This window comes from Streptomyces spinoverrucosus (genome assembly GCF_015712165.1).
In the GTDB taxonomy this organism is placed as follows: domain Bacteria; phylum Actinomycetota; class Actinomycetes; order Streptomycetales; family Streptomycetaceae; genus Streptomyces; species Streptomyces spinoverrucosus_A.
The window spans coordinates 7,627,018-7,640,475 of the sequence record NZ_JADPZX010000001.1; the positions used below are offsets into that span (position 1 = coordinate 7,627,018).

The 13,458-nt window shown below is 69.1% G+C and carries 8 protein-coding genes, 3 pseudogenes and 1 riboswitch; of the genes and pseudogenes, 10 read left to right on the forward strand and 1 reads right to left on the reverse strand.

What is annotated here, in order from left to right:
* The first annotated feature begins 67 nt into the window (after positions 1-67).
* The 9 genes and pseudogenes from I2W78_RS34630 (at position 68) to I2W78_RS34670 (ending at position 9,868) form a co-directional block, all read left to right on the forward strand.
* Entirely contained in the window at positions 68-2,563 is a 2,496-nt protein-coding gene (locus I2W78_RS34630; RefSeq protein ID WP_196464187.1) for a mannose-1-phosphate guanyltransferase, read from the forward strand.
* A gap of 106 nt (positions 2,564-2,669) precedes the next feature.
* Entirely contained in the window at positions 2,670-3,587 is a 918-nt protein-coding gene (locus I2W78_RS34635; RefSeq protein ID WP_230885685.1) for a DUF881 domain-containing protein, read from the forward strand.
* On the forward strand, positions 3,584-3,916 hold the full coding sequence (locus tag I2W78_RS34640; protein ID WP_030808725.1) for a small basic family protein: 333 nt from the start codon (positions 3,584-3,586) through the stop codon (positions 3,914-3,916). The genes I2W78_RS34635 and I2W78_RS34640 overlap by 4 nt, the downstream gene beginning before the upstream one ends.
* A 5-nt stretch (positions 3,917-3,921) precedes the next feature.
* Positions 3,922-4,842 (forward strand): DUF881 domain-containing protein, encoded by a 921-nt coding sequence (locus tag I2W78_RS34645; RefSeq protein ID WP_196464189.1) that lies wholly within the window; start codon positions 3,922-3,924, stop codon positions 4,840-4,842.
* A 61-nt stretch (positions 4,843-4,903) separates the two neighbouring features.
* Positions 4,904-5,862: pseudogene (locus I2W78_RS41505) on the forward strand (FHA domain-containing protein).
* Positions 5,863-5,905: 43 nt separating this feature from the next.
* Positions 5,906-6,649, forward strand: a complete 744-nt coding sequence (gene ftsR / locus I2W78_RS34655) for a transcriptional regulator FtsR (protein ID WP_196464191.1) — start codon at positions 5,906-5,908, stop codon at positions 6,647-6,649.
* Between the two features lie 296 nt (positions 6,650-6,945).
* Positions 6,946-7,418, forward strand: a pseudogene (locus I2W78_RS34660) (bifunctional nuclease family protein).
* 261 nt (positions 7,419-7,679) lie between these two features.
* Positions 7,680-8,363, forward strand: coding sequence for a MerR family transcriptional regulator (locus I2W78_RS34665; RefSeq protein ID WP_196464192.1), 684 nt, complete (start codon positions 7,680-7,682; stop codon positions 8,361-8,363).
* Between the two features lie 66 nt (positions 8,364-8,429).
* A pseudogene (locus tag I2W78_RS34670) lies at positions 8,430-9,868 on the forward strand (DNA polymerase IV).
* Here I2W78_RS34670 and I2W78_RS34675 read toward each other — a convergent pair.
* Positions 9,790-10,161, reverse strand: a complete 372-nt coding sequence (locus I2W78_RS34675) for a PRC-barrel domain-containing protein (RefSeq protein ID WP_196464194.1) — start codon at positions 10,159-10,161, stop codon at positions 9,790-9,792. The pseudogene I2W78_RS34670 and the gene I2W78_RS34675 sit on opposite strands and share 79 nt — an antisense overlap.
* Before the next feature lie 113 nt (positions 10,162-10,274).
* A riboswitch (glycine riboswitch) is annotated at positions 10,275-10,370 on the forward strand.
* Between the two features lie 175 nt (positions 10,371-10,545).
* On the opposite strand from I2W78_RS34675, the gene gcvP reads away from it, so the two are divergent.
* On the forward strand, positions 10,546-13,431 hold the full coding sequence (gene gcvP, locus I2W78_RS34680) for an aminomethyl-transferring glycine dehydrogenase (RefSeq protein ID WP_196464195.1): 2,886 nt from the start codon (positions 10,546-10,548) through the stop codon (positions 13,429-13,431).
* The last annotated feature ends 27 nt before the right edge of the window (positions 13,432-13,458 follow it).

Sequence of the window (13,458 nt, forward strand, 5' to 3'; positions counted from 1 at the left end):
AGTGCGGGACAATTCGGACGGGTGAAGTCGGCTAGACCGTCGTCTCTTCGAGGAGGACGCTTCCGACATGAAGGCCGTCGTGATGGCCGGTGGCGAAGGCACACGCCTTCGTCCCATGACCTCAAGCATGCCCAAGCCGCTCCTGCCGGTGGCCAACCGGCCGATCATGGAGCATGTTCTGCGGCTGCTCAAAAGGCATGGGCTCAACGAGACCGTCGTAACTGTCCAGTTCCTTGCCTCGCTGGTCAAGAACTACTTCGGTGACGGTGAAGAGCTCGGAATGGAGCTCACCTATGCCAACGAGGAGAAGCCACTCGGTACCGCCGGAAGTGTCAAGAACGCTGAAGAGGCGTTGAAGGACGACACGTTCCTGGTCATCTCCGGTGATGCCCTGACCGACTTCGACCTCACCGAACTGATCAACTTCCACAAGGAAAAGGGTGCGCTGGTCACCGTCTGCTTGACCCGTGTCCCGAACCCTTTGGAATTCGGCATCACGATCGTCGACGAAGAGGGCAAGGTCGAGCGGTTCCTGGAGAAGCCGACCTGGGGCCAGGTCTTCTCGGACACCGTGAACACCGGTATCTACGTCATGGAGCCCGAGGTCTTCGACTATGTCGAGGCCGATGTGCCCGTCGACTGGTCCGGCGATGTCTTCCCGCAGCTCATGAAGGAGGGAAAGCTGGTCTACGGCTATGTCGCCGAGGGCTACTGGGAGGACGTCGGCACGCACGAGAGCTATGTGAAGGCGCAGGCCGATGTCCTGGAGGGCAAGGTCGACGTCGAGATCGACGGCTTCGAGATCTCCCCGGGTGTGTGGGTGGCCGAAGGCGCCGAAGTACATCCCGATGCGGTGCTTCGAGGACCGCTGTACATCGGCGACTACGCGAAGGTGGAGGCCGGCGCGGAAATCCGTGAGCACACCGTTGTGGGCTCCAACGTCGTCGTCAAGAGTGGGGCCTTCCTGCACAAGGCCGTCGTGCACGACAACGTGTATGTCGGGCAGCACAGCAATCTGCGGGGCTGTGTCGTCGGGAAGAACACCGACATCATGCGGGCGGCCCGCATCGAGGACGGCGCCGTCATCGGTGATGAGTGCCTCATCGGCGAAGAATCGATCGTGCAGGGCAATGTGCGGGTCTACCCGTTCAAGACCATCGAGGCCGGTGCCTTCGTCAATACCTCGGTCATATGGGAATCGCGGGGCCAGGCGCACCTCTTCGGTGCCCGCGGGGTCTCCGGAATCCTGAACGTCGAGATCACGCCGGAGCTGGCCGTGCGGCTGGCCGGCGCCTACGCGACGACGTTGAAGAAGGGCTCGACCGTCACGACGGCCCGCGACCACTCCCGTGGTGCCCGTGCGCTGAAGCGGGCCGTGATCTCCGCGCTGCAGGCCAGCGCCATCGACGTACGCGACCTGGAGAACGTACCGCTGCCGGTTGCGCGACAGCAGACCGCTCGGGGCAGTGCCGGTGGGATCATGATCCGGACCACGCCCGGGGTGCCGGATTCCGTGGACATCATGTTCTTCGACGGGCAGGGTGCCGATCTTTCGCAGGCTAGTCAGCGGAAGTTGGACCGGGTGTTCGCGCGTCAGGAGTATCGGCGGGCGTTCCCCGGCGAGATCGGGGATCTGCATTTCCCGGCCAGCGTGTTCGACTCCTACACCGGATCGCTGTTGCGCAATGTCGACACCACCGGGATCGCCGAGTCGGGGCTGAAGGTCGTCGTCGACGCGTCGAACGGAAGCGCGGGACTGGTGTTGCCCAGCCTGCTCGGCAAGCTGGGCGTGGACTCGCTGACGATCAATCCCGGTCTGGACGAGTCCAGGCCGACGGAGTCGGCGGATGCGCGGCGGTCGGGGCTCGTGCGGCTGGGAGAGATCGTGGCGTCGGCGCGGGCCGCGTTCGGGGTGCGGTTCGATCCCGTCGGCGAGCGGCTGTCGCTGGTCGACGAGAAGGGGCGGATCGTCGAGGACGACCGGGCGCTGCTCGTGATGCTCGACCTGGTCGCCGCGGAGCGCCGCAGTGGGCGGGTTGCCCTGCCCGTGACCACGACGAGGATCGCCGAGCAGGTCGCGGCGTACCACGGGACTCAGGTCGAGTGGACGACCACGTCGCCCGACGATCTGACCCGGGTCGGCGGCGACGAGTCGACCATCTTCGGAGGTGACGGCAAGGGCGGCTTCATCGTCCCGGAGTTCAGCAGTGTCTTCGACGGTGCGGCGGCCTTCGTACGGCTGATCGGGCTGGTGGCGCGGACGCAGCTCACGCTGAGCCAGATCGACGCGCGCATTCCGCGTGCGCACGTCCTGAAGCGGGATCTGGCGACGCCCTGGGCCGTCAAGGGACTGGTGATGCGGCGGGTCGTCGAGGCGGCCGGAGATCGCGATGTGGACACCACGGACGGGGTGCGCGTGGTGGAGGCCGACGGGCGCTGGGTGATGGTGCTGCCCGATCCGGCCGAGGCGGTCACCCACCTGTGGGCCGAGGGGCCGGACGATGCCTCCGCACAGGCCCTGCTCGACGAGTGGTCGGCGGTGGTGGACAGCGCCGGCCGGTAAGGCGGCAGCACGCGCGCGTGCCGGACAACTGTCCCCAAGGGGGCCTGTCCGGCACGCCGGTGGGGCCATTCGGAGGTAGCGGCCACGACGTGCGACGATGTGCGGCATGCCGCAGCAGCCCCCCGTTCGGAGCACTCCCGCCCGCGCCTCGCGCCCGGACGCCTCCATGTCGCTGCTGACCAACGTCATGGATCACAGCCTCGACGACGGCTACGCGGAGGCGGCCGCCCGGAAGAAGGCGGCGGGCGCCGGGGGCATGCCCAAGACCCTCAGGGCGAAGCTCGGTCTCGCGGCGGGCTTGGTGCTCGCGGCTCTGGTGGTGACCGTCGGCGCGGCACAGGCGCGCGTGGCGGCGCCGGTCGTGGCCAAGGAGCGCGAGGAGCTCATCGACCGGATCGACCGGGAGACCGCGGCGGCCGACGAGCTGGAGAGCACCGTCGACAGGCTGCGGGACGATGTGAGCGCCCGGCAGCGGGAGGCGCTCAAGCAGAGCGGCGGCGGTGACCAGACCGAGCTGGTCGGCATTCTGTCCGGTGCCTCCGAAGTGCACGGACCCGGTGTGAAGTTGGTCGTGAACGACGCCAAGGAGGCCGCCGCCGGCGCGGACAGCGACCCGCGCGGGACGAGCGGCTTCTCCGACACGGGGCGGGTACGTGACCGGGACATGCAGCGCGTGGTGAACGGGATGTGGGAGTCGGGCGCCGAGGCCGTCTCGATCAACGGGCAGCGGCTGACCGCGTTGTCCGCGATCAGGGCCGCCGGCGACGCGATACTGGTCGACAACAGGCCGCTGGTGCCGCCGTACACGGTGCTGGCGGTGGGGGACGGGGAAGGGTTGAGCACGAAGTTCCAGAACAGCGCGGACGGACTCTATCTGCACGCCCTGCAGGAGAACTTCGGTATTCGGACGAGCATCTCCGTGGAGGGGGACCTACGGTTGCCGGCCGCGCCGAGTGTGATTGTTCGCACAGCACAGCCGATAACCGAGTCAGCACAGCAGAGAACTGAGAAAGGCACATCGTGATCGCCGTACTGGGCCTCGTCGTGGGAGTCGTGGCCGGCCTGTTGGTCCGGCCCGAGGTTCCGGCGGTCGTCGAGCCTTATCTTCCCATCGCCGTGGTGGCGGCCCTCGACGCCGTCTTCGGGGGTCTGCGGGCCATGCTCGACGGCATCTTCGACGACAAGGTCTTCGTGGTGTCGTTCCTGTCGAACGTGGTCGTCGCCGCGCTGATCGTGTTCCTGGGCGACGAGTTGGGCGTCGGTGCCCAGCTGTCCACCGGTGTCGTCGTTGTCCTCGGCATCCGGATCTTCTCCAACGCCGCGGCGATCCGTCGGCACGTGTTCCGGGCGTGAGGCAGATGAGCGAGCAGGACGAGAAGACGGGCACGAACCGGCTGCGCAAGGAGCTGCCGGACGAGGTGCCGGCCCAGGCCACGCCGACCGCTGACGCCGATCCGGCCGCAGAGAGCACGCCTATCGCGGCCGGCACGCCTGCCGGGGCGAGCACGCCTGCCGGGGCGAACGCGGAGGTCGCCGAGGAGAAGCCCCAGCCGGAGATCACCGGGCGGCAGCGGCTGATCAACGGGCTGTGGCCGCCGCGCGTGACCCGGGCCCAACTCATCGTCGCGCTGCTGCTGTTCGGGCTGGGCTTCGGCCTGGCCGTGCAGGTCGCCTCGAACAGCGACGGCGACAGCGCCCTGCGCGGGGCCCGGCAGGAGGATCTTGTGCGGATCCTCGATGAACTGGACGACCGTACTCAGCGTCTTGAGGACGAGAAGCAGGGTCTCGAAAAGCAGCGGGACGAGCTGGAGAACAGCTCGAACCAGGCCGAGGAGGCCCGGCGGCAGACGATCGAGAAGGAACGGCAACTCGGCGTGCTGGCGGGCACGGTGGCGGCACAGGGGCCCGGCATCACGATGACCATCGACGACACGAAGGGGACGGTCGAGGCGGACATGCTGCTCGACGCGATCCAGGAGCTGCGCGCGGCCGGCGCGGAGGCGATCCAGGTGAACGGCGTGCGGGTCGTCGCGAGCACCTACCTGACGGACTCCGGGGAAAGTGTGAGTGTCGACGGGAACAAGATCAACGCTCCCTTTCGTTTCAAGGTCATCGGCAAGCCGCAGGACCTCGAACCGGCGCTCAACATCCCAGGAGGCGTGGTGCAGACGCTTGAGAAGGAGCAGGCCACCGTGACGGTCGAGCGGTCGGACAAGATCGTCGTGGACGCCTTGCGAGCGGCGAAGCGACCTGACTACGCTCGGTCGTCCTCCCAGTGAACCGGGGGTGCATGGGGGACGTCCGGGGAGGGCATGAGGTTGCGGGGGGTCGACGCACCGAATGGGTGGTGCGTGGTGGAAACTGTCTGGTGGATACGGACGTTGTGAGGATGTCCGGGTCGGCCAGAGTGTGCAATCAGGGTTCGTCCTGCCCACGGGCGGGTCTGTTTCGGTCAAGGGGAATCGCCCGTGAAGTTGTTTGCGAAGTTGTTCGGCAAGAGCGCGCGAGAGGGCAGCGACAACGCGACCGCTCGTCATCGCGCACAGCCTGACGCGGAGGGCCAGCGTCCGCTGTTCCGGGACCAGGTGGCTGGTCCGGGTGGTGACATTTCCGGTGGTCAGGGCGCGCCGTCGGTTGACCCTGCCCAGGCCGGCGGCATAGGTTTCGGGCAACCGTCAACCTCAAGTGCGGGTGGAGGGTTCTCCGCCGACCCGTACGCGTCCCACGCCCCTGCGGGGCAGCCGCGGCAGGAGGATCCATCCATGTCGGCCCTGGTTTGTACGAGGTGCGGTAACCGCAACGCGGAGAGCAGCCGCTTCTGTTCCAACTGCGGTGCGCCGCTGCGGGCCGGGGCGGTTCCCGAGCGTCCCTCCGAGACGACCTCCACGATCTCCATCAGCGGGCTCGAGGCGTACGACGCCGAGGTCACCGGTCAGACGCCGCTGCCGACGCTGTCCCCCGAGGCGCAGGCCGCGGTGGATGCGCTGCCGCTGGGGTCCGCGCTGCTGGTGGTGCGCCGGGGGCCGAACTCGGGCAGCCGCTTCCTGCTGGACAGCGACCTGACCACGGCCGGGCGTCATCCGCAGAGCGACATCTTCCTGGACGACGTGACGGTCTCGCGCCGCCATGTGGAGTTCCGGCGCAGCCCGGACGGGTCGTTCACGGTGGCCGACGTGGGCAGTCTGAACGGCACGTATGTGAACCGGGAGCGGATCGACCAGGTCGCTCTGTCGAACGGTGACGAGGTGCAGATCGGCAAGTACCGGCTGGTCTTCTACGCGAGCCGGCAGGGCATCTGACCCTCCTCCGGAATCCGTCCGGAGGGACTCCGAGGGAAGGTCCATGCGTCACACACCGAGCGGCGGTGCCGGGTATGGTGCCGCCGCCACGGGCAGCGGGCTGATGAGTATTGGCACCGTGTTGAACGTGCTGCGCGAGGAGTTTCCCGAGGTCACGATCTCCAAGATCCGGTTCCTGGAGTCGGAGGGGCTGATCGAGCCGCAGCGGACGCCTTCGGGGTACCGGAAGTTCAGCGCGGGGGATGTCGAGCGGCTCGGGCATGTGCTGCGGATGCAGCGGGACCACTATCTGCCGCTCAAGGTGATCCGTGAGCATCTTGAGGCCATGGAGCGCGGGGAACAGGTGCGGCTGCCCGCGCTGGGCCGACAGCGTCACGGTGAGGCTGTACCGGCCGTCGAGGTGTCCGATGGGCCGACGGCGGCGCGGATCGGGCGGGCGGAGTTGCTGGCGGCGGCCGGGATCGGCGAGCAGGAGCTTGCCGAGTGGGAGTCGTACGGGCTGGTCACCCCGGTGGCGGACGGTGCGTACGACGCCGAGGCGGTCACCGTGGCGGCGCTGATCGTCGAGCTGGGGCGGTTCGGGATCGAGCCGCGGCATCTGCGGGCGATGAAGGCTGCGGCTGATCGTGAGGCCGGGCTCGTGGATCAGGTGGTGGCCCCCCTGAGGCGGCACCGGAATCCGCAGACGAGGGCCCATGCGGAGGCTCGGGCGAAGGAGCTGGCCGGGCTCACGGTGAAGCTGCATGCGGCGTTGGTGCAGAGTGCGCTTGGGGTGCGGCTGCCCTGAGCGGGGGGTGCACCTGGGCTGGCGGCCCGGGTTCTGCGCCGGTCTGGCTTCTCCGTCGGCCTGCGTCCTGCGCCGGGCTTCCGGCTCCGGCATATCCGTCGGCTCCGGTGTGAGGGGAGCGGGTGAGTGGGAGGCCGAGGGCGTCCGTGGGCTTGGCTTGGGGGTTGGGGGTAGCCCTAGGTGTGCGGCAGTCGGCTTCTCAAGAATGGCGGCGGAGGGGGCCCGCAGCGGCCGGATCCCGTGGTCGATCGTGGCCCGACTACCCAAACGTCCCGGGCACGGCCTAGGGTTGCTGTGTGAACGAGCTCGATGTCGTAGGTGTCCGGGTCGAAATGCCCTCCAACCAACCGATCGTGCTCCTGCGCGAAGTGGGAGGCGACCGTTACCTCCCCATCTGGATCGGGCCGGGGGAGGCGACGGCGATCGCCTTCGCCCAGCAGGGTATGGCCCCCGCGCGACCGCTGACCCACGACCTGTTCAAGGACGTGCTGGAGGCCGTCGGCCAGGAGCTCACCGAAGTGCGCATCACGGACCTGCGTGAAGGCGTCTTCTACGCCGAGCTGGTCTTCGCCAGCGGCGTCGAGGTGAGCGCCCGTCCGTCCGATGCCATAGCGCTCGCCCTGCGCACCGGCACGCCGATCTACGGCAGTGACGGGGTGCTCGACGACGCCGGCATTGCGATCCCCGACGAGCAGGAGGACGAGGTGGAGAAGTTCCGGGAGTTCCTCGACCAGATCTCCCCGAGGACTTCGGCACCAGCAGCCAGTGAGAAGTGGCCGACCCGGGCGGACGTACGGTCCGTGGCGGGTCGGTGTGTGCGGGGCGGCGCCTCTCGCCCCGGCACGTGCCAGTGGCCAGTGAGAGCGTCCTGCGGCTTCCCGTCAGAGCATTCGGCTAGCCTTTCCCCGCGGTTGGGTGCGGGAAACCACTCTTAGGGTGATTATCACTCGGCGTGCCGAGTGTGGCGATCGTTGACGCACCCTTGGTGACTGCCTACCGTCGAGAAGGCAGGTCAAGGACGGAGGTCGGCGTGAGAAGCAGCGGCGACGGTACGGCTGGGGGTGCCCCCGGACGCAGTTTCGGGGAAAGCGGTCCGTACCCTCCCCCGAGCTCTCGGCTCCGTCCGAGTGGGGGGTACGCGCCGCACGGGAGGCTGAGCGATCAGGCTCCACAGCGACCGACGGCCGTTCCCAGCGGCGGAGGGGCGGCGTCCATGGCGTCCGAGGAGATCGGCTATCGCGGTCCGACGGCCTGCGCGGCCGCCGGCATCACCTATCGGCAACTGGACTACTGGGCCCGCACCGGACTCGTCGAGCCGAGCGTGCGGCCCGCCTACGGGTCCGGGACGCAGCGTCTGTACAGCTTCCGTGACGTCGTCGTCCTGAAGATCGTCAAGCGGTTCCTCGACACCGGGGTGTCGCTGCAGAACATCCGCACCGCCGTCCAGCATCTGCGGGAACGTGGCTTCCGGGACCTTGAGCGGATGACGCTGATGAGTGATGGTGCCACCGTCTACGAGTGCACCTCGCCCGACGAGGTCCACGCGCTGCTTCAGGGCGGTCAGGGGATCTTCGGGATCGCCGTCGGTGTGGTGTGGCGGGACGTCGAGAGTGCCCTGTCGCAGCTGCACGGAGAGCGCATCGACACCGGTGAGACGCTTGTCGGGAACAATCCGGCGGACGAACTGGCGCGACGGCGCAACCGGGCCGTCTGAAGTCCTTCGCACGGCTGTTCCGCAGGCCTGGGGGCATTGTCAGTGGCGTGAGGCAGCATCGGACATGTGAGAACAGCGCCCACGATCCTGCATCTCGACATGGATGCCTTCTTCGCCTCGGTGGAGCAGGCATCCAAGCCGAGCCTGCGCGGGAAAGCCGTGATCGTGGGTGGGCTCGGGCCGCGCGGGGTGGTGGCGACCTGCTCGTACGAGGCCCGGGTGTTCGGGGTGCATTCGGCGATGCCCATGGGCCAGGCGCGCCGGCTCGCGCCCAACGCCGCGTATCTCGTGCCGCGCTTCGGGTTCTACCGGACGATCAGTGAGCAGGTGATGAGCCTGCTGCGGGCGCTGTCGCCGCTGGTGGAGCCCCTGAGCCTGGACGAAGCGTTCGTGGATCTGGAGGCCGGTGGGGCGGCCTGGGACCAGGAGTCGGCGCGGCTGGCGGGCGTCAAGCTGCGGGCCGACATCCGGGCCGTCACCAGGCTCACCGGGTCCGTCGGGCTCGCCGCCTCCAAGATGCTCGCGAAGATCGCCTCCGAGCAGGCCAAACCGGACGGGCTGGTGCTGATCGAGCCGGGCACCGAGCGGGCACTGCTGGGGCCGATGCCGGTGCGGACGCTGCCGGGGGTGGGGCCCGCGACGGGCGACCATCTGCGGCGGGCCGGGATCACCACGGTCGACGAGATCGCCGAGGCGGGCGAGGACGAGCTCGTACGGCTGCTGGGGAAGGCCCACGGGCACGCCCTGTATGCCATGGCGCTGGCCCGCGACGACCGGCCGGTGGTCGCCGAGCGGGAGGCGAAGTCCGTGTCGGTCGAGGACACGTATGACGTGGACATCCACGACCGGGTCCGGGTCGGGCTGGAGGTGCAGCGGCTCGCGGACCGGTGCGTGCGGCGGCTGCGCGGGGCCGGGCTGTCGGGGCGGACGATCGTACTGAAGGTGCGGCGGTACGACTTCTCGACGCTGACCCGGTCCGAGACGCTCCGTGGGCCCACGGACGATCCGGCGGTGGTGCGGGAGGCCGCGGCGCGGCTGCTGGAGTCCGTGGACACGACAGGGGGTGTGCGGCTGCTGGGGGTGGGGGTGAGCGGGCTGGCCGACTACACGCAGGAGGACCTGTTCGCGCAGGCGGCGGGGGAGCGGGCCGAGGGGGCGACGGAGGACGTGGCGGACGAGCCAGTGCCGGAGGAGGTCGAGCCCGTCGAGCGGCGGTGGGCTGCCGGGCACGATGTGCGGCACGCCGAGTACGGGCACGGGTGGGTGCAGGGCAGCGGGCTGGGCAGAGTGACCGTGCGGTTCGAGACGCCCGACTCGGAGCCCGGGCGGGTGCGGACCTTCCTGATCGACGATCCCGCGCTGGAGCCTGCGGATCCGCTGCCACTGGTGGCGCGAAGACCCGAGCTCCAGGGTTGAGCCTTCGGGGTCACGTCTCGTCCGAGCCCGCCAGCTTGCCGAAGTCGCGGTCCGGGAACCTGGGCGGGGCGGCCACGTCGAGGCCGTAGTGGTGGTAGAGCTGCAGTTCCTGTTCCGGGGAGAGGTGGCGGCCGACGCCGAAGTCGGGGGCGTCCTTGATCAGGGCCCGGTCGAAGGGGACGTGCAGGCTGCCTTCGACCAGTCGGCTCGGCTCCAATGGGACGAAGGCGTCCCTGCTGAACAGGCCGGTACGTATGGCGGCCCACTCCGGAACGCCGGTCGCGTCGTCGAGGTAGACCTCGTCGATGGTGCCTATTTTGGTGCCGTTGCGGTCGAAGGCCTTGCGGCCGATCAGGTTGCGCGGATCGATGTCGGTCTGCACGGGCCCTCCACTTGCTCGCACCACATTCGTAAGCACTACGAAAGAGCACAATGGGGAACGCGGCCACTCGAAGGTCCTGGCGTTGACCTCGCTGGTAGTCTGGCAACGGCTGCTGACCCCGTGCGGGAGAGTCCTCCGGAGATCACCGGAGGCGCCGAAGGAGCAAATCCTCCCCGGAATCTCTCAGGCCCACGTACCGCACGGACGAGGTCACTCTGGAAAGCAGAGCGGGTGTCACGGCTTCCGCTCTCACCGACGGTGCAAGCCGGGCGTCCGCAGGGCGGCCGGTGAAGCTCTCAGGTTGAGATGACAGAGGGGGAGGCCGTCGGGGCACCCGTGCCGTGGTGCCCCTCGAAGGTCGCGTCAGACCAGGAGGCCTCCGCAATGACCGCCCAGCGCATTCCGCTCTCCGAGCTCGAACAGGGCACACCCTTCGAGCAGCGCCACATCGGGCCCGACCAGGAGGCGCGGGCGAAGATGCTCGCGCAGGTCGGCTACGGCTCGCTCGACGAGCTCACCGCCGCGGCGGTACCGGATGTGATCAAGAACGCCGACGCCCTGGACCTGCCGGGCGCGCGCACCGAGGCCGAGGTGCTGCGCGAGCTGCGCTCCCTGGCCGACGGCAACCAGGTCCTGGGCTCCATGATCGGGCTCGGGTACTACGGGACGTTCACCCCGCCCGTCATCCTGCGCAACGTCATGGAGAACCCGGCCTGGTACACGGCGTACACCCCGTACCAGCCGGAGATCTCGCAGGGCCGGCTGGAGGCGCTGCTGAACTTCCAGACCGTGGTCGCCGACCTCACCGGGTTGCCGACCTCCGGTGCCTCCCTGCTGGACGAGGGCACGGCCGCGGCCGAGGCGATGGCGCTGTCCCGGCGCATGGGCAAGAACAAGAAGGGCCTGTTCCTGGTCGACGCGGACGTGCTGCCGCAGACCATCGCCGTGATCCAGACCCGCGCCGAGCCGACCGGCGTCGAGGTCGTCGTCGCCGACCTCGGCGAGGGCATCCCGGCCGAGGTCGCCGGGCGTGAGATCAACGGCGTGCTGATCCAGTACCCGGGCGCCTCCGGGGCCGTACGCGACATCAAGGCGGTCATCGACCAGGCGCACGAACTGGGCGCGCTCGTCACCGTCGCCGCCGATCTGCTGGCGCTGGCGCTGCTGAAGTCGCCGGGTGAGCTGGGCGCGGACATCGCGGTCGGTACGACGCAGCGGTTCGGTGTGCCGATGGGCTTCGGTGGGCCGCACGCCGGTTACATGGCGGTGCAGGAGAAGTTCGCGCGCAGCCTGCCCGGGCGGCTCGTGGGCGTGTCCGTCGACGCCGACGGCAACAAGGCGTACCGGCTGGCGTTGCAGACGCGTGAGCAGCACATCCGGCGGGAGAGGGCGACCAGCAACATCTGCACCGCGCAGGTGCTGCTCGCCGTGATGGCCGGGATGTACGCCGTGTACCACGGGCCCGAGGGGCTGAAGGCCATCGCGCGGCGCACGCACCGGTACGCCACGATCCTCGCCGCGGGTCTGCGCAACGGCGGCGTCGAGATCGTCCACGACGCCTACTTCGACACCGTCACCGCGCGGGTGCCGGGGCGGGCGGCCGAGGTCGTCGCCGCCGCGCGCCAGAACGGTGTCAACCTGCGGCTCGTCGACGCCGACCACGTCTCCATGGCCTGCGACGAGACCACCAACCGGGCCCAACTGGCCGCCGTATGGACGGCGTTCGGTGTCGAGGGGGACATCGAGGCGCTGGACGATGTCACGGCGGAGTCGCTGCCCGGCGGACTGCTGCGCACCGACGACTACCTGACCCACCCGGTCTTCCATCAGCACCGCTCCGAGACCGCGATGCTGCGCTACCTGCGTCGGCTCGCCGACCGCGACTACGCGCTCGACCGGGGCATGATCCCGCTGGGCTCCTGCACCATGAAGCTCAACGCGACCACGGAGATGGAGCCGGTCACCTGGCCGGAGTTCGGGCAACTGCACCCCTTCGCGCCCGCCGAGCAGGCCCAGGGGTACCTGACGCTCATTCGGGAGCTGGAGGAACGTCTCGCGGAGGTCACCGGCTACGACAAGGTGTCGCTGCAGCCCAACGCCGGGTCGCAGGGTGAGCTGGCCGGGCTGCTCGCCGTGCGCGGGTACCACCGGGCGAACGGCGACGAGCAGCGGACCGTGTGCCTGATCCCGTCGTCCGCGCACGGCACGAACGCCGCGAGCGCCGTCATGGCCGGCATGAGGGTCGTCGTGGTGAAGACCGCCGAGGACGGGGAGATCGACGTCCGGGACCTGCGGGCGAAGATCGAGCAGTACCGTGACGAGCTGGCGGTGCTGATGATCACGTACCCCTCCACGCATGGTGTGTTCGAGGAGCATGTCGCCGACATCTGCGCGCAGGTGCACGACGCCGGTGGGCAGGTGTACGTCGACGGGGCCAACCTCAACGCCCTGGTCGGGCTCGCGAAGCCGGGGCACTTCGGTGGCGATGTGTCCCACCTCAACCTGCACAAGACGTTCTGTATCCCGCACGGCGGCGGTGGCCCGGGCGTCGGTCCGGTGGCCGTACGGTCGCACCTGGCGCCGTATCTGCCGAACCACCCCCTGCAGCCCGCGGCCGGGCCGGAGACCGGGGTCGGGCCTATCTCGGCCGCGCCGTGGGGTTCGGCGGGGATTCTGCCGATCTCGTGGGCCTATGTGCGGCTCATGGGCGGCGAGGGGCTGAAGCGGGCCACGCAGGTGGCCGTGCTGAGCGCCAACTACATCGCCAAGCGGCTGGAGCCGCACTACCCCGTGCTGTACACCGGTCCGGGCGGGCTGGTCGCGCACGAGTGCATCATCGATCTGCGGCCGCTGACCAAGGCGACGGGGGTGAGCGTCGACGACGTGGCCAAGCGGCTGATCGACTACGGCTTCCATGCGCCGACGATGTCGTTCCCGGTGGCCGGGACGCTGATGATCGAGCCGACCGAGTCCGAGGACCTGACCGAACTCGACCGGTTCTGCGAGGCGATGATCGCGATTCGGGCGGAGATCGAGAAGGTCGGGGCGGGGGAGTGGCCGGCCGACGACAACCCGCTGCGGAATGCTCCGCACACCGCCGCCGTGCTGGGTGGTGAGTGGAAGCACGTGTACTCGCGTGAGGAGGCCGTGTTCCCGGACGGGGTGTCGGTTGCCGACAAGTACTGGCCGCCGGTGCGGCGGATCGACCAGGCGTTCGGTGACCGGAACCTGGTGTGCTCCTGCCCGCCGTTGGACGCGTACGAGGACTGAGGCGGCGGCGTAGGCCGGCCGTAGTGG